This is a genomic window from Pseudomonas sp. RIT-PI-q (genome assembly GCF_001297125.1).
GTDB lineage: Bacteria > Pseudomonadota > Gammaproteobacteria > Pseudomonadales > Pseudomonadaceae > Aquipseudomonas.
Map to the genome: position 1 here is coordinate 31161 of NZ_LHPC01000007.1, position 19079 is coordinate 50239.

At 59.1% G+C, this 19079-nt stretch carries 17 protein-coding genes; 12 read left to right on the top strand and 5 right to left on the bottom strand.

Annotated elements, in window-relative coordinates:
- Window positions 1–302 precede the first annotated feature (302 nt).
- The 6 genes from pgi to AEQ67_RS00370 all read left to right on the top strand — a co-directional run bounded on the left by pgi (window position 303) and on the right by AEQ67_RS00370 (window position 9976).
- Complete coding sequence (pgi, locus tag AEQ67_RS00345; RefSeq protein ID WP_059401965.1) at window positions 303–1967, top strand: glucose-6-phosphate isomerase; 1665 nt, start codon at window positions 303–305, stop codon at window positions 1965–1967.
- 552 nt (window positions 1968–2519) lie between these two features.
- Window positions 2520–4457 carry an acetate--CoA ligase gene (acs, locus tag AEQ67_RS00350; protein ID WP_059401966.1) on the top strand — a complete coding sequence of 646 codons (1938 nt, stop codon included), beginning with the start codon at window positions 2520–2522 and terminating at the stop codon, window positions 4455–4457.
- A gap of 129 nt (window positions 4458–4586) precedes the next feature.
- The gene (locus AEQ67_RS00355; RefSeq protein ID WP_059401967.1) at window positions 4587–5459 is read left to right on the top strand and encodes an oxygenase MpaB family protein; all 873 of its coding nucleotides are present in this window, start codon (window positions 4587–4589) and stop codon (window positions 5457–5459) included.
- 160 nt (window positions 5460–5619) lie between these two features.
- Window positions 5620–6636, top strand: coding sequence for a class I SAM-dependent rRNA methyltransferase (locus tag AEQ67_RS00360; RefSeq protein ID WP_059401968.1), 1017 nt, complete (start codon window positions 5620–5622; stop codon window positions 6634–6636).
- 104 nt (window positions 6637–6740) lie between these two features.
- Window positions 6741–9680 carry a DUF748 domain-containing protein gene (locus AEQ67_RS00365; RefSeq protein ID WP_082377759.1) on the top strand — a complete coding sequence of 980 codons (2940 nt, stop codon included), beginning with the start codon at window positions 6741–6743 and terminating at the stop codon, window positions 9678–9680.
- Window positions 9680–9976 carry a DUF2845 domain-containing protein gene (locus AEQ67_RS00370; RefSeq protein WP_059402175.1) on the top strand — a complete coding sequence of 99 codons (297 nt, stop codon included), beginning with the start codon at window positions 9680–9682 and terminating at the stop codon, window positions 9974–9976. Before AEQ67_RS00365 ends, AEQ67_RS00370 begins: the two co-directional genes overlap by 1 nt.
- A gap of 238 nt (window positions 9977–10214) precedes the next feature.
- Here AEQ67_RS00370 and AEQ67_RS00375 read toward each other — a convergent pair whose 3' ends face one another.
- Together AEQ67_RS00375 and AEQ67_RS00380 are read right to left on the bottom strand one after the other, a co-directional pair.
- Window positions 10215–10571, bottom strand: coding sequence for a BON domain-containing protein (locus AEQ67_RS00375; RefSeq protein WP_059401970.1), 357 nt, complete (start codon window positions 10569–10571; stop codon window positions 10215–10217).
- A gap of 308 nt (window positions 10572–10879) precedes the next feature.
- Window positions 10880–11299: a pilin gene (locus AEQ67_RS00380; protein ID WP_059401971.1), complete on the bottom strand. Its 420-nt coding sequence runs from the start codon at window positions 11297–11299 to the stop codon at window positions 10880–10882.
- 225 nt (window positions 11300–11524) lie between these two features.
- Here AEQ67_RS00380 and pilB point away from each other — a divergent pair, with 225 nt between their 5' ends.
- The 5 genes from pilB to yacG are packed head-to-tail and all read left to right on the top strand — an operon-like array spanning window position 11525 to window position 16136.
- The gene (pilB, locus tag AEQ67_RS00385; protein ID WP_059401972.1) at window positions 11525–13225 is read left to right on the top strand and encodes a type IV-A pilus assembly ATPase PilB; all 1701 of its coding nucleotides are present in this window, start codon (window positions 11525–11527) and stop codon (window positions 13223–13225) included.
- A gap of 2 nt (window positions 13226–13227) precedes the next feature.
- Window positions 13228–14445 carry a type II secretion system F family protein gene (locus AEQ67_RS00390; RefSeq protein WP_059401973.1) on the top strand — a complete coding sequence of 406 codons (1218 nt, stop codon included), beginning with the start codon at window positions 13228–13230 and terminating at the stop codon, window positions 14443–14445.
- Window position 14446: 1 nt separating this feature from the next.
- A complete protein-coding gene (locus tag AEQ67_RS00395) occupies window positions 14447–15319 on the top strand; it encodes a prepilin peptidase (RefSeq protein WP_059401974.1) in 873 nt (290 codons plus the stop codon).
- Window positions 15316–15939 carry a dephospho-CoA kinase gene (coaE, locus tag AEQ67_RS00400; RefSeq protein WP_059401975.1) on the top strand — a complete coding sequence of 208 codons (624 nt, stop codon included), beginning with the start codon at window positions 15316–15318 and terminating at the stop codon, window positions 15937–15939. The genes AEQ67_RS00395 and coaE overlap by 4 nt, the downstream gene beginning before the upstream one ends.
- Window positions 15936–16136 (top strand): DNA gyrase inhibitor YacG, encoded by a 201-nt coding sequence (gene yacG, locus AEQ67_RS00405; RefSeq protein WP_059401976.1) that lies wholly within the window; start codon window positions 15936–15938, stop codon window positions 16134–16136. The genes coaE and yacG overlap by 4 nt, the downstream gene beginning before the upstream one ends.
- Window positions 16137–16145: 9 nt before the next feature.
- Here yacG and AEQ67_RS00410 read toward each other — a convergent pair whose 3' ends face one another.
- Together AEQ67_RS00410 and AEQ67_RS00415 are read right to left on the bottom strand one after the other, a co-directional pair.
- On the bottom strand, window positions 16146–16361 hold the full coding sequence (locus AEQ67_RS00410) for a hypothetical protein (RefSeq protein WP_059401977.1): 216 nt from the start codon (window positions 16359–16361) through the stop codon (window positions 16146–16148).
- A gap of 63 nt (window positions 16362–16424) precedes the next feature.
- Complete coding sequence (locus tag AEQ67_RS00415) at window positions 16425–17114, bottom strand: energy-coupling factor ABC transporter permease (RefSeq protein ID WP_059401978.1); 690 nt, start codon at window positions 17112–17114, stop codon at window positions 16425–16427.
- Between the two features lie 447 nt (window positions 17115–17561).
- Here AEQ67_RS00415 and AEQ67_RS00420 point away from each other — a divergent pair, with 447 nt between their 5' ends.
- Complete coding sequence (locus AEQ67_RS00420) at window positions 17562–17804, top strand: DUF2790 domain-containing protein (RefSeq protein WP_059401979.1); 243 nt, start codon at window positions 17562–17564, stop codon at window positions 17802–17804.
- Between the two features lie 8 nt (window positions 17805–17812).
- On the opposite strand, the gene AEQ67_RS00425 is transcribed toward AEQ67_RS00420, so the two are convergent.
- Window positions 17813–19075, bottom strand: a complete 1263-nt coding sequence (locus tag AEQ67_RS00425) for an OprD family porin (protein WP_059401980.1) — start codon at window positions 19073–19075, stop codon at window positions 17813–17815.
- Between the last annotated feature and the right edge of the window lie 4 nt (window positions 19076–19079).

The window sequence follows — 19079 nt, forward strand, 5'->3', positions numbered from 1 at the left end:
GAATGTTAAACCGCTATCGCGAGCAAGCTTGCTCCTACAAGGTTCCGCGTCAGTTCCCGCCTAGTATTTGATCGAGCCCAAGTCCTCATTTCCCTTCCGTTTGTCGGACCGCCCCCTTCTTTAATGTTAAAAAAGTACAGGGAACGGGTCAGACAAAGTCAAGACAGATTGCAGCGCGAGGGTTACTGTATTCGCCCTGTGTCATCAAATCGTGTCGACGCAGTTGACCGGACGCCCACCCGCAGCGTTCCGGTATTTTTAGTGTTCAAAAGGCCGTTCAAGTAAAAAGGAAACCCGCAGCGATGGCGTATTACCGCACTCCTCACGACGTGACCGCTCTGCCCGCCTGGCAAGCGTTGAATGACCACCGCCAAGCCATGCAGGATTTCAGCATGCGCGAAGCCTTCAATGCTGACCCGCAGCGCTTTACCCAATTCACCCTCAGCAGCTGCGGCCTGTTTCTCGATTATTCGAAAAACCTGATCAACGCCGAGACCCGCAACCTGCTGGTGGGCCTGGCCAACGAAGTCGACCTCAAGGGCGCGATCAAATCGCTGTTCGACGGCGAAATCGTCAACTCCTCCGAAGGTCGCCCGGCCCTGCACACGGCGCTGCGCCGCCCGGTCGGCGACAAGCTGTCGGTCAACGGTGTCAACGTGATGCCGGAAGTGCACAAAGTGCTGAACCAGATCACCGACCTTGTAGGCCGTATCCACGATGGTCTGTGGCGCGGTTACACCGAGAAGCCGATCACTGACGTGGTGAACATCGGCATCGGTGGTTCATTCCTCGGCCCTGAGCTGGTTTCCGAAGCGCTGTTGTCCTACGCCCAGAAAGGCGTGCGCTGCCACTACCTGGCGAACATCGATGGCAGTGAGTTCCACGAACTGACCATGAAGCTGCGCGCCGAGACCACGTTGTTCATCGTCTCGTCGAAATCCTTCAATACCCTCGAAACCCTGAAGAATGCCCAGGCCGCACGCGCCTGGTATTTGGCGCAGGGTGGGTCGGAAGCCGAGCTGTATCGTCACTTCATCGCCGTATCCAGCAACAATGCTGCGGCCGTGGCGTTCGGTATTCGTGAAGAGAACATCTTCCCGATGTGGGACTGGGTCGGCGGGCGTTACTCGCTGTGGTCGGCCATCGGCTTGCCGATCGCCCTGGCCATCGGCATGTCCAACTTCAAGGAACTGCTGTCCGGTGCCTACACCATGGACCAGCACTTCCAGAGCGCGCCGTTCGAACAGAACATGCCGGTACTGCTGGCCTTGCTCGGCGTCTGGTACGGCAACTTCTGGGGCGCGCAGAGCCACGCGATCCTGCCGTACGACCACTACCTGCGCAACATCACCAAGCACTTGCAGCAGTTGGACATGGAATCCAATGGCAAGAGCGTGCGTCAGGACGGTACTCCTGTTTCCACTGATACCGGTCCTGTGATCTGGGGTGGCGTGGGTTGCAACGGTCAGCACGCTTACCACCAGTTGCTGCATCAAGGCACCCAACTGATCCCGGCCGACTTTATCGTGCCGATCGTCAGCTTCAACCCGGTGTCCGACCACCACCAATGGCTGTACGCCAACTGCCTGTCCCAAAGCCAGGCGTTGATGCTGGGCAAGAACCGCACCGAGGCCGAAGCCGAGCTGCGCGACAAGGGCATGAGCGAAGAAGACGTACAGAAACTCGCGCCGCACAAGGTGATCCCGGGCAACCGTCCGAGCAACACGCTGGTGGTCGAACGCATCAGCCCGCGTCGCCTCGGCGCACTGGTGGCGATGTACGAACACAAAGTCTTCGTGCAAAGCGTGATCTGGGGCATCAACGCCTTCGACCAATGGGGCGTGGAGCTGGGTAAAGAGCTGGGCAAAGGCGTCTACAACCGCCTGGTCGGCAGCGAAGAAACACCGGCTGACGATGCTTCCACTCAAGGCCTGATCAACTACTTCCGCGGCCGTCACCGCGGGTGATCTGACGCCAATCGTACCCACCTTGCAGGCGCTGGCTTGCCAGCGAAGACGGTAGATCAATCGACTCTTTTGTTGACTGATCCGCCGCTTTCGCTGGCAAGCCAGCTCCTACGGGGCCCGATTTGACGCTATTCCTGATGCGCGTACTAATCTTGTAGGAGCTGGCTTGCCAGCGAAGGCGGTGTGTCAATCAACACCTATGTCGACTGATCCGCCGCTTTCGCTGGCAAGCCAGCTCCTACGAGGGCGGATTTGACGCTATTCCTGCTGCGCGTACTAATCTTGTAGGAGCTGGCTTGCCAGCGAAGGCGGTGTGTCAATCAACACCTATGTCGACTGGTCCGCCGTCTTCGCTGGCAAGCCAGCTCCTACGGGGCCCGATTTGACGCTATTCCTGCTGCGCGTACTAATCTTGTAGGAGCTGGCTTGCCAGCGAAGGCGGTGTGTCAATCAACACCTATGTCGACTGGTCCGCCGTCTTCGCTGGCAAGCCAGCTCCTACGAGGGTCGTGTAGCTCCCCTCTTGTCCCAAAACAAGAATAAGGAACCGTCATGTTCGATATCAGCACGTTCCCCAAAGCCGATGCCGTCCGCCGGGCTGCACAATTGAGTCAAGACGACTACCAGCGCCTGTACCGCCAATCCATCGAGCACCCCAGCACCTTCTGGGCTGAACAAGCCACACGCTTTCTCGACTGGAGCGCACCGTGGGACACCGTCCAGCGCTATAACCTGAAAACCGGTGAAGCCAACTGGTTTGCCGGCGGTCAGTTGAACGTCAGTTACAACTGCATCGACCGTCACCTGGAAAAACGCGGCGATCACATCGCAATCATCTGGGAAGGCGACGACCCTGCCGAATCCGCGCAAATCACCTACAAAAAACTTCATCACAACGTCTGTCGCCTGGCCAACGTACTCAAAAGCCGTGGCGTGAAGAAAGGCGACCGGGTGTGCATCTACATGCCGATGATCCCCGAAGCCGCCTACGCCATGCTCGCCTGTACGCGGATCGGTGCGGTGCATTCGGTGGTGTTCGGTGGTTTCTCCCCGGACTCCCTGCGCGACCGGATTCTCGACGCCGACTGCCGCACCGTGATCACCGCCGATGAAGGCGTGCGCGGCGGCAAATTCGTGCCGCTCAAACAGAACGTCGACAAGGCCCTGCAAAATTGCCCGGACGTCAGCACGGTGGTGGTCGTCGAGCGCACCCAGGGCGAGGTGAACTGGGTCGAAGGCCGCGACCTCTGGTATCACCAGGCCCTGCGTGATGTCAGCGACGATTGCCCGCCCGAGCCGATGGACGCCGAAGACCCGCTGTTCATCCTCTACACCTCCGGCAGCACCGGTAAACCCAAAGGCGTGCTGCACACCACGGGCGGCTATCTGCTGCAAGCGGCCATGACCTTCAAGTACGTGCTCGACTACCGCGACGGCGAAGTGTTCTGGTGCACCGCCGATGTCGGCTGGGTCACCGGGCACAGCTACATCGTCTACGGCCCGCTGGCCAATGGCGCCACCACGTTGATCTTCGAAGGCGTACCGAGTTACCCGAACTGCTCGCGCTTCTGGCAGGTGATCGACAAGCACCACGTCAATATCTTCTACACCGCCCCCACCGCCCTGCGCGCCCTGATGCGAGAAGGCCCCGAACCGTTGAAGGAAACTTCCCGCGAGAGCCTCAGATTACTCGGCAGTGTCGGTGAGCCAATCAACCCGGAAGCGTGGGACTGGTACTTCAATGTAGTCGGCGAACAGCGTTGCCCGATCGTCGACACCTGGTGGCAGACCGAAACCGGCGGCATCATGCTCAGCCCGCTGGTCAGCGCGCAACGGATCAAGCCCGGCTGCGCCACGCAACCGATGTTCGGCGTGCAACCGGTACTACTCGACGAGCAAGGCAAGGAAATCAAAGGCGCCGGCAGCGGCGTGCTGGCGATCAAATCCAGCTGGCCGGCGCAGATCCGCACGGTGTACGGCGACCCGCAACGCATGATCGACACCTACTTCAAGCCCTACCCCGGTTATTACTTCACCGGCGACGGTGCACGTCGCGACGAGGACGGCGACTACTGGATCACCGGGCGCATCGACGACGTGATCAACGTCTCCGGGCACCGCATCGGCACCGCCGAAGTGGAAAGCGCCCTGGTGCTGCACGACAGCATTGCCGAGGCCGCGGTGGTCGGTTACCCCCACGACGTCAAAGGCCAGGGCATTTATGCCTTTGTCACGCCGATGAACGGCACCGACCCCAACGATGAACTGAAAAAAGAACTGCTGGCTCACGTCAGCAAGGAAATCGGCAGTTTCGCCAAACCGGACTTGATCCAGTGGGCCCCGGCCTTGCCGAAAACCCGATCGGGCAAGATCATGCGGCGGATTCTGCGCAAGATCGCCTGCAACGAACTGGACAGCCTGGGTGATACCTCGACCCTGGCCGACCCGAGCGTGGTACAAGGCCTGATCGATAAACGTTTAAATCAATAACATTTGCCCCCTGTAGGAGCGAGCTCGCTCGCGATGGGCGTCAACGATAACGCGTGCTTGCAGAGTGTACGCGGCGCGTCTGAGTCCATCGCGAGCGAGCTCGCTCCTACAGAAGCCCATTGAGTCGCCATGGAATTCATCCGCACCCGTATCGAAACCCAAATCATGAGCCTGACCGGCCTGTCCCTGGGCAAGCTCGACCTGGAAAACCCCAAAGGCGATCCCGGCCTGTTCGGTCCCGATTCGGTGAGCTGGCAAGTCCACGGCGACTTCAGCAGCATGCTCATCGGCGGCATCAGTGCCCTGATGCTGCAGGTCATGCATCCACTGGCGCTGGCCGGGGTCTGGGACCATTCCAACTTTCGCGAAGACATGCTCGGCCGCTTGCGCCGCACCGGGCAGTTCATCTCCGGCACCACCTTTGGCTCTCGCCGGGACGCCGACTGGCTGATCGAGAAAGTCCGCACCATCCACCTGCAAGTGACCGGCACCGCGCCGGACGGTCGCCCCTACGCTGCCAGCGATCCCGACCTGCTGACCTGGGTGCACGTGGCTGAAGTCAGCAACTTCCTCGCGGCGCACCTGCGTTACCGCAATCCGCACCTGTCGCTGGCCGATCAGGATCGCTACTACGCCGAAATCGCGATGATTGCCGAACGCCTGGGCGCCCGCGATGTGCCCCGTTCGCGGCAGGAGATTGCCGGTTACCTTGAGCGCATGCGCCCACAACTGCTGTGCGATGAACGCAGTCGTGAAGTGTTGCGGCTGTTGTTGAACGCGCCGTCTCCCAGCCGTCTGGCCAAGCCTTTTGGTCGCTTGATGATGCAGGCCGGAATCGACCTGCTGCCGGACTGGGCCAGTGCCATGCTTGGCGTCAGCCAGAGCCCGCTGCGACGCAAGCTGATCCGCGCCAGCGTCAATCGCAGTGCGCCGATGTTGCGTTGGGCGGTGCGAAACGGCTCGGTGCATCGGGCCAAGCGACGGATGGGCCTATTGACCTGAACACCCCTTGTAGGAGCGAGGCTTGCCCGCGAAGAATGCAACTCGGTCTGCCTGACGCACAACGTTGTCGTTCTTCGCGGGCAAGCCTCGCTCCTACAGGTTCTTCATCGCTCAAGCTGTTAAACTCCCGCGCCAAATTCCCTCCTGCAAGGCGCCCAGCATGTCTTCCTTGAATCAGGCGCTGCGCGCCGCCCTCGATCATCGCCAGGACCTGCTCGCCGAGCTGCACCAGCAAGGCACCGATTGCTATCGCCTGTTCCATGGCAGCCAGGAAGGCGCCGGTGGCCTGACCATCGACCGCTACGGCCCGCAACTGCTGGTGCAAAGCTTTCACCAGGCGCTGGAACGCGATGCCTTGCTGCAATTGCACGCGACTATCAATCAACACCTCGGGCTTGGAACCCTGCTGGTCTACAACGACCGCTCCCGTGGCAACTCACGTATCGACCGCGAAGACACGGTCTACCGCGCCGACGAAGCCGCGCTGCAAGATCTGGTCGGCCACGAATGGGGCCTCAATTATCGGGTTCGCGGCCGCCACGCGGGCCAGGATCCTCTGCTGTTTCTCGACCTGCGCAACACCCGCGGCTGGGTCAAGGACCACAGTAAAAACAAAAGCGTGCTGAACCTGTTTGCCTATACCTGTGGCGTCGGCCTCAGCGCTGCGGCCGGTGGTGCTCGCGAGGTGTGCAATCTGGATTTCGCCGAAGGCAACCTGGCCGTCGGTCGTGAGAACGGCCTGCTCAACCCGCAATTGCCGACGATGCAGTTCATCCAGTCCGACTACTTCCCGGCCATCCGCCAGTTGGCCGGCCTGCCCATCAGCCAGCGGCGCGGGCAGAAACTGCCGAGCTACCCGCGTCTGGAACAGCGTCAGTACGACTTGGTGCTGCTGGACCCGCCGGCCTGGGCCAAGAGTGCTTTCGGCACCGTCGACCTGCTGCGCGACTATCAGAGTCTGCTGAAGCCGGCGCTGCTGACCACCGCCGAGAATGGCGTGCTGATCTGCTGCAACAACCTGGCAAAGGTCAGCATGGACGACTGGCGCGAGCAGGTTTTGCGTTGTGCAGAGAAAGCCGGGCGTGCGGTGCGTGAGTGGACCGTGATGAAACCGGGAGGCGATTTCCCGTCGATGGATCAGCAGCCACCGTTGAAAACTCTGATCCTGCAACTCTAAAAGTCGCCCGCAAAATCAGATTAATCCTATAAAGCAGGATCACTTCGGAACCGGAATCGCGTGCCATACTCCAACGCACTCGATTCAGACAGATGAAGCCGCACATGCCCAAAGGATTGATTCGCGCTATTGGCGCTTTGTTGACTGCTCTGGCCCTCTACAGCCTGCTGGGGTTTCTGATTTTGCCGGGGATTGCGTTGCGGGTGGCCAACCAACAATTGGCCAACTACGCCACGACACCCGCGACGATTTCGCGGATCGAACTCAACCCCTTCAGCCTTGAAGTGACCCTGTGGGGCCTGATCATTGGCGAGCCTGGCAAGGAACAGGTGGGCTTCGAACGCCTGTACGCCAATCTGCAGATCGACAGCCTCTGGACCAAGGCGCTGCACCTGTCCGATATCGAACTGGACAAACCCAAGACCGAAATCCTCTTCGGCAAGGACGGCAAACTCAACCTGCTCGGCCTGTTCAAGATACCCGCCAGCCAACCGACACCCGCCGACCCGAACGCCAAGCCGTTCCCGTTGCGCATCGAGCGGATCAAACTCGCGGGCGGTTCTGTGCACTTCATGGATGAACGCCCAAGCGAGCCCATCGAATTCCTCTACGACAAACTCGATTTTGAACTGAAGAACCTCAGCACCCTGCCCGAAGACAGTGCCGACATGACGTTGGTGGCTGTCGGTCCCAACGGTGGGCAGGTCGACTGGAGCGGTAACTTCAGCCTGATCCCGATCGCCTCTGAAGGTAAGCTGAAGATCACCGACGGCAAGATGAAAGCCTTTTGGCCTTATGTGCGCGACGCCGTGCCGCTGGTGCTTGAAGACGGCGTCATCAACCTCAGTACCGACTACAAACTGAATCTGTCCAAGGAAACCGAGCTGCTGCTGAGTAACGTCGCGGTCAGCGTCGCGCCCTTCGCCATCAAGGCTCCGGACGGTCGGCCACTGGTGAAACTCGAACGCCTGGACGTCAGTGAAACCACCCTGGACCTGGCCAAACAGCAAGTGGTGGTCGGCAAGATCCGCAGTAATAAACTGGAAACCTGGGCGGCCCTGGAAGCCGACGGACAACTGGACTGGCAGAAACTGTTCGCCAGCCAACCTTCCAAAGCAGCGGTCAAAGCCAAAGCCGAACCGGCGAGTACGCCAGCAGCAGCCGATTCACCAAAGCCGGAACTTGCGCCGCCAAGCAAACCATGGCAAGTGCTGCTCAAAGACGTGCAACTGCGCAATTACCAGGTGCACCTGGCTGACCGCAAGGCGCACCCCGCCGTGGCGCTGGAAGTCGGCCCGCTGAACCTGGACCTGCAAAATTTCGACAGCCTCAATGGCTCGCCCTTCAACCTCAAGCTCGACACGGGCGTGGGCAAGCAAGGCAAGCTCATGGCGGACGGCGTGGTCAATCTGGCCCCGGTCAGCGCCAAGCTGAAAGTACAGACCAAGGACATCGACCTGCGAGTCGCGCAGTCCTACATCAATCCGTTCATTCGCCTCGAACTGCGCAGCGGCATGCTTGGCAGTGACCTCGCGGTCGACTTGAAAAGCACCGAGCCGCTGGCGTTCAGCGTCACCGGCCGCGCGCAGGTCGATCAGCTGCATACCCTCGACACTCTGAAAACCCGCGACTTCCTCAAGTGGCAGCAGTTGGTGCTCGAAGGCCTGAACTATCAGCACGGCGACAGCCTGTCGATCGACAAGGTCAACCTGCTCCAGCCCTATACGCGCTTCATGATCAACGAAGACCGCACGACCAACATCGATGACCTGCTGATTCCGCAACCACCCGATTCCGGTGCCAAGACTGCCGCCGCCAAACCGGCCAGCAAGGACAAACCGCTGGGCATCCACATTGGCGGCATTGCCATCAATGACGGCTCGGCGAACTTTGCCGACTTCAGCCTGACCCCGAACTTCGCCACCGCCGTGCAGCAGCTCAATGGACAAATCGGCACCATCGACAGCCGTCAGGCGAAACCGGCCACTGTCGATATCAAAGGCAAGGTTGATCGCTATGCACCGGTAACCATCAAGGGCTCGGTCAACCCGTTCGACCCGATGGCCAGCCTCGACATCGCCACCAGTTTCAAACGTGTCGAGCTGACGACCCTGACGCCCTACTCCGGCAAGTTCGCCGGTTACCGCATCCGCAAGGGCCGACTCAACCTCGACCTGCATTACCTGATCACCAAGGGCCAGCTCAAGGCCGAAAACAAAGTGGTGGTCGAACAGCTGCAACTGGGTGAAAAAGTCGACAGCCCGGACGCCGTGAGCCTGCCATTGAAGCTGGCCATCGCTTTGCTCAAGGACGTCGACGGCAAGATTTCCATCGAGCTGCCGGTGACCGGTGACCTGAACAATCCGCAGTTCAGCATCATGCCGATTGTCTGGCAGACCCTGCGCAACCTGATCGTCAAAGCCGCCGCCGCGCCGTTCAAAATGATTGGCGGGCTGATCAGTGGCGGCGGTTCGGAAGATTTGGGCACTGTCTCGTTTGCGCCGGGTTCAAGCGACCTGAGCAAGGAAGCCGAAGGTTCGCTGGTCAAACTGTCCCAGGCACTCAAGGAGCGTCCGGCCCTGCGCCTGGAAATCGAAGGTACTGCTGCCGCGAAAAGCGACGGCCCGCTGATTGCCGAGCAACGCCTGGAGCGGGAATACCAGTACAACTACTACAAAATGCTCCAGCGCCGAGGTGACAAGGTGCCGGCCCAGGCGTCATTGCTGCAAGTGCCGGACAGCGAAAAAGGTCCGCTGCTGGAAGGCATCTACCGCACACGCCTGAAGACTCAGCCACCCGCCGAATGGAAAGACCTGGGCAAGGAAGAACGCACCGCGAAGATGCGCGCAGACGTGATCAAGTTCTGGAGCTCCAGCGACGTACTGTTGCGTCAGTTGGGTCAGGAGCGCGCCAGCAGCATCAAGGACTATCTGGTCGACAAGGGTCAATTGGCTGATGACCGTGTGTACTTCATCGACGCACAGTTGGGCGAAGCGCAAAGTGACGGTCGGGTGGTGACACCGATGCATCTGGACGCCGAATGATGATCAGTCGATTGTTGATCAGCCTGGCCCTGGCAATGCTCGCCAGCCAGGCCTCGGCGGCGGATACCCTGCGCTGCGGCACCCAATTGGTCAGTGTTGGCGACAGGTCCGGCGAAGTGCTGCAGAAATGCGGTGAACCGGTCAGCCGCGATCTATTGGGCTACAAGCGCAGCGCCAACCGACGGGACGAGTTCCAGGTCGAGGAATGGACCTACGGGCCCAACGGCGGGATGTACCAGTACCTGCGGTTTGAAGGCAATCGCTTGAAGCAGATCACCAGCAAACGCGGCAACTAATCAAAAGATCGCAGCCTTCGGCAGCGCCTACAGTGGAATGTAGACCCCTGTAGGCGCTGCCGAAGGCTGCGATCTTTTGCTTTTGCTCTTGCGCAATAGAACAGGCCCCGGACACGAATGTCCGGGGCCTGTAATGGCCACATCCTTATGGCCTTTCGCATGAACTCTCCAGATGCAGCAGGTGTATGACTCGGCTCACCTGCCGCGCCTTCTCCCGGTCCAGGCGAGAAGCCGTGCCTTACTCGGCTTTCAGGCCGTCAGCGGAGACCGCTTTAACGCCTTTGATTTTCTTGGTGATCGCCACAGCAGTGGCTTTTTGAGCGTCAGTCACCGCAACGGTGGACGACAGGGACACGACACCTTTGTTGGTTTCGACTTTGATGTCTGTACCAGGAATGCCTTTTTCAGTTACTAGGTCACTTTTAACTTTGGTAGTAATCCAGGTATCGGAAGTAGCTTCCTTCGCCTTGGTCACTTCACCAGCCGCCAGAGTCATCGGGGCCTGGGTGGTTTGAGTGGTCTGTGCAAATGCTGCGTTGGCCATAGTCAGGGTCAGCGCGGTAGCAGTAGCGGCAGCAATAGCGAACTTCTTCATACGAGTAACTCCTGTTTTTCCAGATAGTCTGCTGCGTGTCTTGTCAGCAGGGTTACTGGGTATATTGCGAACGCTGTGCCAACTTTGAGACAGACGATAAACCCATATAAATCAACAACTTAACAAAACAGCTAATTTTCGGAATCATGCAAATTGCATGAGTTGGAAATTATCGACATGCAAGTTGCGGGTTTTTGCTCAGGGCCTAAGGCCATGAATTTTCGGGACTTTCCCAAACGACAGGGTCATCCGCGATTACTAAAAAAAATACCCCGCCGAGGCGGGGTATTGTTTATCAAAACGGTAAGTCAAACAGCGCCTGGGCAACTGGTCGTTGTGTATTCTTTCCCGCCCGAGAACCCGCACGTCCACGTGCCGGTTGCACTACGGGTCAATGTGATGGTCTGGCCTAATACGGGTGCAGGCGCGTTGAGCAACTTGCACGTAATCGTTCCCTTGCCGTCAGCAATCGTACCCGCCGCCGTCAGCGTGCAGTTCTGAGTTGCCGTTACACCTCCATTCACACTGGTAATGTCCGGATTGGCTGCCCCACCGTTAATCACATCTTCAAAAGCAACTTTAAGCGCAGACACCTCGGCGATACCGGCCGTAACCTTGGCACGCGCCTGATATTTGGCATATTGCGGTAACGCAAACGTCGCCAGAATCCCGATGATCGCCACCACGATCAGCAGCTCGATCAGGGTAAAACCTTTTTGAGTATTCATAGACAAGCTCCATGCATGAGTCGAAATCTCATGATCTGTACTAGCCGCAGCACAGCCCATGCCAAGCGCCGAACCCCCTATTGGCGGTGCGCGATGCCAGCGCAACGCGGTTTCCTACCCCCAGGATCCGCACTATCTGACACTTTTTGTCACCTGACCGACGCTGGTTTGGTTCCTCGGCTTGACTAGGCTATAAGTCATGAACTGTCTGCGTCCGGGATTCCAATGAATGACATCGCCCTTAGCGGTCTGGCCAAGCAATTGGTCCTGGCCGAGCTGCTCACTGACAAAAGCGCGCAACAGGCGTATCAGCAGGCCCAACGCAATCGCATCTCGCTGGTCAGCTACCTGGTGCAGAACAAACTGGTGAAAAGCCGCCAGGTCGCCGAGATCGCTTCGGAACACTTCGGCATGGCCTTGCTCGACCTCAACTGCCTGGACAAGGACACCCAGCCCAGGGGGCTGGTCAGCGAGAAACTGATCCGCCAGCACCACGCCCTGCCCCTCTGGCGACGCGGCAATAAATTGTTCGTGGGGATTTCCGACCCGACCAATCACCAGATCATCAACGATATCCAGTTCAGCACCGGGCTCAATACCGAAGCCATTCTGGTCGAAGACGACAAACTCACGGACGCCATCGAAAAGTTCTTCGACAGCCACACTACCGGCCTCGAAGACATGGCCGACGTCGACCTCGATGGCGTCGACATCGAATCCAGCGACGAGCGCAACCAGGACGGCATCGCCGGGCAGGATGCCGACGACGCGCCCGTGGTGCGCTTCGTCCACAAAATGTTGCTCGATGCGATCAAGAGCGGCTCTTCCGACCTGCATTTCGAGCCCTACGAAAAAACCTACCGCGTGCGGATGCGCACCGACGGCATGCTGCGTGAAGTCGCCAAGCCACCGATTCAACTGGCCAACCGCATCGCCGCGCGCCTGAAAGTCATGGCCAGCCTCGACATCTCCGAGCGACGCAAACCTCAAGACGGGCGGATCAAGATGCGCCTGTCCAAGAGCAAGTCCATCGACTTCCGGGTCAACACCCTGCCGACCTTATGGGGCGAGAAAGTGGTGATCCGGATCCTCGATCCGTCCAGCGCGCAAATGGGCATCGACGCCCTCGGCTACGAACCCGACCAGAAAGCCCTGTACATGGCCGCACTCAAGCAGCCACAGGGGATGATCCTGGTGACCGGCCCGACCGGTTCGGGCAAGACCGTGTCGCTCTACACCGGCCTGAATATTCTCAACACCGTGGACATCAATATCTCCACTGCCGAAGACCCGGTGGAGATCAACATGGAAGGCATCAACCAGGTCAACGTCAATGCCAAACAGGGATTGGGCTTTCCCCAGGCACTGCGCTCGTTCCTGCGCCAGGACCCGGACGTGATCATGGTCGGCGAGATCCGCGACCTCGAAACCGCGGAAATCGCGATCAAGGCCGCCCAGACCGGGCACCTGGTGCTGTCGACCCTGCACACTAACAGCGCCGCCGAAACCCTGACCCGCCTGCACAACATGGGCATTCAAGGCTTCAACATCGCCACCTCGGTCAGCCTGATCATTGCCCAACGCCTGGCGCGCAAACTGTGCAGTCATTGCAAGAAACCCATCGAGATTCCCCGCGAGGCGTTGCTCAAGGAAGGCTTCCCCGAGGAACGCATCGGCTCGTTCACGATTTATGAGCCGGTCGGTTGCGATCACTGCAACGGCGGTTACAAAGGGCGAACGGGGATTTATGAAGTGGTGAAGAACACACCAGAGCTGCAACGGCTGATCATGGCCGAAGGCAATTCACTGGAAATCGACATCCAGATGCGCAAGGACGGTTTCAACGACCTGCGCACTTCCGGGCTGCTCAAGGCCATGCAAGGCATCACCAGCCTTGAAGAAATCAACCGGGTCACCAAGGACTGAACATGGCGGTCAAAGCAGCAAAAATCAGCGTGTATGCCTGGGAAGGCACGAACCGGCAAGGCACGAAAATGACCGGCGAACTCAGCGGTCAAAACCCGGCACTGATCAAGGCCCAACTGCGCAAACAAGGCATCAACCCCGGCAAGGTACGCAAGAAATCCGCCTCGATTTTCAACCTGGGCAAGCGCATCAAGGCCCAGGAAATTGCCCTGTTCACGCGGCAGATGGCGACCATGATGAAAGCCGGTGTGCCGTTGCTGCAGTCGTTCGAAATCATCGGTGAGGGCTTCGATAACCCGGCCATGCGCAAGCTGGTGGACGAGGTGAAACAGGAAGTCGCCGCGGGTAACAGCTTCGCCGCGTCCCTGCGTAAAAAGCCCCAGTATTTCGACGAGCTCTACTGCAACCTGGTCGATGCCGGCGAGCAGGCCGGTGCGCTGGACACCCTGCTGGAGCGGGTGGCGACCTACAAGGAAAAGAGCGAAAGCCTCAAGGCCAAGATCAAGAAAGCCATGACCTACCCGCTGGCCGTGGTGTTTGTCGCGATCATTGTGACCGGGATTCTGCTGGTCAAGGTGGTGCCGCAGTTCGAGTCGGTGTTCAAGGGCTTTGGCGCCGAATTGCCGGCCTTCACCGTGATGGTCATCGGCCTGTCTGAGTTTATGCAGGAATGGTGGTGGATAATGCTCGGCGTGCTGATCGCGGCGATCTTCGGCATGCGTCACGCCTTTAAAACGTCGCAAGTCTTTCGTGACCGGATGGACACCTGGCTGTTGAAAATGCCGTTGGTTGGCACGCTGATGTACAAGTCCGCCGTGGCCCGTTACGCCCGCACGCTGTCGACGACCTTTGCTGCGGGTGTGCCCTTGGTGGAAGCCCTGGAGTCTGTCGCCGGCGCCACCGGCAACATCGTGTTCAAGCGTGCGGTGTTGCGCATCAAGCAGGACGTATCCACTGGCATGCAGCTGAACTTCTCGATGCGTAGCTCCGGTATCTTTCCGAACATGGCGATCCAGATGACGGCGATTGGCGAAGAGTCCGGCGCACTGGACGACATGCTCGACAAGGTCGCGAGTTTCTACGAAGACGAAGTGGACAACATGGTCGATAACCTCACCAGCCTCATGGAGCCGTTCATCATGGTGGTGCTGGGCGTTATCGTCGGCGGCCTGGTGGTTGCGATGTACCTGCCTATCTTCCAACTCGGCTCAGCGATCTGACATGCCCTTGAACGAAATCCTGTCTGCCTACCCGCTGGTCTTCGTTGTCATCGCCGGGGTGGTTGGCCTACTGATCGGTAGCTTTCTCAACGTGGTGATCTGGCGCCTGCCGAAAATGCTCGAGCGTGAATGGCGGGTGCAGGCTCACGACATGCTCGGGCTGCCGACCGAAACCCCACTGCCGACCTACAACCTGCTGCTGCCGCACTCCCAATGCCCCCGTTGCGGACACCAGATTCGCGCCTGGGAAAATATTCCGCTCCTCAGTTATGTGTGCCTGCGCGGGCGCTGTTCGAGCTGCGCGGCGCCCATCAGTAAACGCTATCCGTTGACCGAACTGGCCTGCGGCCTGTTGTCGGCCTTCATTGCCTGGCACTTCGGTTTCGGTTGGCCGGCGTGCCTGGCACTGGTCCTGACCTGGGGCCTGTTGGCGATGAGCCTGATCGACGCCGAGCATCAACTGCTGCCGGATGTGCTGGTGCTGCCGTTGATGTGGTTGGGGCTGATCGTCAACAGCTTCAGCCTGTTCGTGCCATTGAATGAGGCGCTGTGGGGCGCGATAGCCGGTTACATGGCGCTGTGGTCGGTGTTCTGGCTGTTCAAGTTGCTCACCGGCAAGGACGGCATGGGCCATGGTGATTTCAAGCTGTTGGCCCTGTTTGGCGCTTGGGGCGGCTGGCAGATTTTGCCGCTGACCCTCCTGTTGTCGTCGCTGGTGGGCGCGGTTGTCGGTGTGATTCTGCTGCGTGTGCGTCACGCGAAAACCTCCACGCCGATCCCCTTCGGCCCCTTCCTGGCAATTGCCGGCTGGATTGCGCTGCTCTGGGGTGGTCAAATAACCGACTTCTATTGGCAGTTTGTCGGTTTGAAATGAATAACCCTGTGGAAAAACCCTGGATTCTCGGCTTGACCGGCGGTATCGGCAGCGGCAAAAGCGCGGCTGCGCAACACTTCATCGACCTGGGCGTACACGTGGTGGACGCCGATCATGCAGCGCGTTGGGTGGTGGAACCGGGTCGCCCGGCGCTGGCGAAAATTGCCGAACACTTTGGCCCCGGTGTATTGCTGGCTGATGGGCAACTGGACCGAGCGGCATTGCGCAAACTGATCTTTGAAGTGGCGGAGCAACGTCTCTGGCTCGAAGCGTTGCTGCATCCGCTGATCGCCAAGGAAATCGCCGATCATCTGGCCAAGGCACAATCGCCTTACGCGATTCTGGTTTCACCGCTGCTGATCGAGTCCGGGCAGTACGCCATGACCCAACGGGTGCTGGTGATCGATGCCCCCGAACAGCTACAGATCGAACGCACCCTGCAGCGTGACCAGACCAGCGAACAACAGGTCCAGGCGATCCTCAAGGCCCAGTCCAGCCGCCAGGATCGCGTGGCCCATGCCGACGATGTGGTGGTCAACGACCGCGACCTCGCCTGGCTGCACAGCGAGGTCGAACGCCTGCATCACTTTTACCTTACTTTGCGTGGAGGCCAGTCATGAGCCAAACCCCAACCGTCAATTGCCCAACCTGTGGCGCCCCTGTTGAATGGAGCGCCGAAAGCACGTTCCGACCGTTCTGTTCGGACCGTTGCAAACTGATCGACCTGGGCGCCTGGGCGTCGGAAGAACACAAGATTCCGGTGAGCCCGGATGCCGAAGACGAGATGTTCAGCGAAGACTTCGAACCGCGTCACTGATCCTGAGCATCAGGGCCGCATGAAGCCGTAGTCTTCCTCTTCGTCGAGGTTCTCGGCGAGAAACTGCAACTCGTCGGCCAGGTCCTCGATACTGCGCACAGCCTTGCTTTGCTGCACCACCGCACTGAGCAAGGCGCGCAGGCTCAACCCCGGATCAAACCCCACTTCCTGCGCCACATTCAGACTCTGGCGCAACTCCTGCCTTGCCCATTCGTAGACACTCATTTCGATGCTCCTGAAGGTTTTACGGAGCATGAATTCGTCAGTGATTGGTGGGTTTGATGTGGATCAAGATTTCGGATCGTCGTCCTTCCACGGTGCCGACAGGTAGCGTGTGCGGTTGAAGGTTTCCAGCCATTCGGGGCAGAACACCACCAGCGCGCTGACCACCATGCCGTTGATGAAGGCCTCCGGGAAAATGATCAGCCACAGGTAGCCGACGAAGTCTTCAAGCCAGTACGGCATGGCGAAACGTTCGTCGAACCACAGCAGCCACAGGGCCAGCAGCAGGCACAGCAATGCCGACAGCGCGGCGGCAAAGAAACCGGACACGAAGATATACACGAAGGGATTACGCGGTTGTGCGCGTTCTACCAGGATCGCGCAGCACTCGGTGATTAGCACCGGTAGCAGAATCAGCAGCGCGCCGTTGACTCCCATCGCCGCCAGATCCTGGCGTCCAAGCAGCACCAATCCGGTTTGCGCGACCAAGCCGCCGACGATTGCCAATGGCCAGTCGAGTAACAGGGTCACAGCGGTCATGCCGATGAAGTGGTAGGACACGCCGGTGTCGAAGTCTCGTCGCACCAGCCAGAGCATGAACAGCGCGAACACTGTGCCGAACAACAGGTGCTGGCGACGGCTGTCGCTGAACAGTTCGACCCACGGTGCTCGCGCGACGGCCCAGATCAGCACTGGGACGTAGATCAACCACCCTATTGTGAGGCTTTCGGGTGACAGTAATTCGGCACCAATCATGGTGGGGCGCACTCCGTTGTCTTTGCCGAAAGGGGATAGGTTTTCAGTCTACACCGCAGTTTGAGTGCGATTCGATTTCGGGTTGGGGTGTTCCAGGACTGGGGGCATATCCGTTTCTGCGGTAACGGCTGATATTGGTTTCGCTCTTACAGCGAGTCACTTTTCCAGACGCCGGAATGCCGGCCCAGCGAAAAGTAACCAAAATGCTTTGCCCCTCCATTCGGTGCCTCGCTGTGGCTCAAGATCAAAAGATCGCAGCCTTCGGCAGCTCCTACAGGGGGGCGCAGGCGCGAAACCAATGTCAGCCGTCACCGAAGAAACGGATATGCCCCCCAAAAAAGCGCAATTGTTACGTCCCACGTAAAACTGAATCCAACCCAGCCCCCTTTATCCCCCACAGCCAAAGACTAAACTTCAACCATCAGAATCAACCCCGAGCGCACAAAAATGAAAACCTTGACCACCCTGTTTCTGACCCTCGTAGCCACCTCGGCAATGGCTGCCGGCAATGAACCAGCCGCCACTCCCTACAATCCGGCGCAGCCACTGGACATCGCCCAGGTAGTCTCAGTCACCGATACCGCTACCGCCTGCGACGTCGTCCCGGTCACCATGGTCTACATCGATCACCAGGGCCAGACCCATCAAGTGACCTATCAAGTCATGGGCAACTGCACGAGCAACCTGTAATCAGCGCCTCATAACAACGTCCAGGTATAACTGAGGATCAACCGGTTCTCGTCAATATCACTGCGATAGTTAGACCGCGCCATCGCATTGCGCACCCGAATCCCGAGGCCTTTGAGGCTGCCACTCTGCAGCACATAGCCAAGGTCCAGGTCCCGCTCACGATCCTTGCCTTCAAACCCCTGCCCGGTATCGACATTGTTGCCTGAGATGTAACGCACGGTGCTGGTCAACCCCGGCACACCAAGGGCCGCGAAATCGTAGTCATAACGCGCCTGCCAGGAGCGTTCATCGGTGTAGGCGAACTCGTAGGTCGGCACCTCGTTGCCCAGCGGCGAGATGTTGGCAAAGACTCGCGGAAAAGCGCTGCCGCCAAACATGCCCTGATAGCCGACATAAAACGTGTGACCGCCACGCTTCGCCGACAGCAGCGAGAAAAAAGCCTGATTGTCGATGTTGCCCAGCAACTTCTTGCCATCTTCGCGTGAATCGTAATAACCGAGGTTGGCGCCCAATACCCAGTCGCCCATTGGCTGACTGTGCTTGAGGCCAAGAAAACGCTGGTTGTAGATGTCTTCCAGCTGCCCGAACCAGGCGCTGACCGAGCTGCGTTTATCGTTGAAGGCGTAATCGGCGCCGGCATAGTTGAAGCCATCACTGCTGACCTGACGTTGCGGCACGTGCCCGAGCATGGCTTGCATCTTTTCGTCTCCGGCCTCGTTACGCAGGCTGGTCGAACTCAAGTGACCGCCTTGCACGGTCAAGCCGTTAATTTCATTGGAACTGATGCTCGCCCCTTGATAACTAGGCGGCAGCAGACGGATATCGCTGAAGGCCAGCACCGGCAGATTGGGCTGCAACTCCCCCACTTTCAGCTCGGTTTTCGAGTAACGCACCTTCAACGCGCCCTCCAGACGGCTGTAATCATTCGCCGCGCGCCCATCACCCTGCACCGGCAGCAACCCGGTATTGACCCGGTCCGGACTGCTGTCGAGCTTGAGGCCGAGCAGGCCAATGACGTCCACCCCAAAACCGACCGGCCCTTGGGTGTAACCGGATTTGACGTTAAGGATGAAGCCCTGCGCCCACTCTTCGGCCTTCGATTGTTGGTTGGCCCCGACGATGTCGGAGAAGTCCCGGCTGAAGTAGTAATTACGCGCTTGCAAGGTGGCCGTGGTGTCTTCGATAAAGCCGCCCGCCATCGCGCTCGCGGAGAAACTCGAGACGAGCGCCATGGACAACACCGAACCGGTTGTTGGAAGAATCTGTTTCATCGTT

Bases quoted from the DNA above. Each gene is read 5' to 3' on its own strand.
- AEQ67_RS00380 (WP_059401971.1), bottom strand. From the start codon at position 11,299: ATGAATACTCAAAAAGGTTTTACCCTGATCGAGCTGCTGATCGTGGTG.
- pilB (WP_059401972.1), top strand. From the start codon at position 11,525: ATGAATGACATCGCCCTTAGCGGTCTGGCCAAGCAATTGGTCCTGGCC.
- AEQ67_RS00355 (WP_059401967.1), top strand. From the start codon at position 4,587: ATGGAATTCATCCGCACCCGTATCGAAACCCAAATCATGAGCCTGACC.
- AEQ67_RS00420 (WP_059401979.1), top strand. From the start codon at position 17,562: ATGAAAACCTTGACCACCCTGTTTCTGACCCTCGTAGCCACCTCGGCA.
- yacG (WP_059401976.1), top strand. From the start codon at position 15,936: ATGAGCCAAACCCCAACCGTCAATTGCCCAACCTGTGGCGCCCCTGTT.
- coaE (WP_059401975.1), top strand. From the start codon at position 15,316: ATGAATAACCCTGTGGAAAAACCCTGGATTCTCGGCTTGACCGGCGGT.
- AEQ67_RS00425 (WP_059401980.1), bottom strand. From the start codon at position 19,075: ATGAAACAGATTCTTCCAACAACCGGTTCGGTGTTGTCCATGGCGCTC.
- AEQ67_RS00360 (WP_059401968.1), top strand. From the start codon at position 5,620: ATGTCTTCCTTGAATCAGGCGCTGCGCGCCGCCCTCGATCATCGCCAG.
- AEQ67_RS00390 (WP_059401973.1), top strand. From the start codon at position 13,228: ATGGCGGTCAAAGCAGCAAAAATCAGCGTGTATGCCTGGGAAGGCACG.
- AEQ67_RS00415 (WP_059401978.1), bottom strand. From the start codon at position 17,114: ATGATTGGTGCCGAATTACTGTCACCCGAAAGCCTCACAATAGGGTGG.
- AEQ67_RS00375 (WP_059401970.1), bottom strand. From the start codon at position 10,571: ATGAAGAAGTTCGCTATTGCTGCCGCTACTGCTACCGCGCTGACCCTG.
- acs (WP_059401966.1), top strand. From the start codon at position 2,520: ATGTTCGATATCAGCACGTTCCCCAAAGCCGATGCCGTCCGCCGGGCT.
- AEQ67_RS00410 (WP_059401977.1), bottom strand. From the start codon at position 16,361: ATGAGTGTCTACGAATGGGCAAGGCAGGAGTTGCGCCAGAGTCTGAAT.
- AEQ67_RS00365 (WP_082377759.1), top strand. From the start codon at position 6,741: ATGCCCAAAGGATTGATTCGCGCTATTGGCGCTTTGTTGACTGCTCTG.
- pgi (WP_059401965.1), top strand. From the start codon at position 303: ATGGCGTATTACCGCACTCCTCACGACGTGACCGCTCTGCCCGCCTGG.
- AEQ67_RS00395 (WP_059401974.1), top strand. From the start codon at position 14,447: ATGCCCTTGAACGAAATCCTGTCTGCCTACCCGCTGGTCTTCGTTGTC.
- AEQ67_RS00370 (WP_059402175.1), top strand. From the start codon at position 9,680: ATGATCAGTCGATTGTTGATCAGCCTGGCCCTGGCAATGCTCGCCAGC.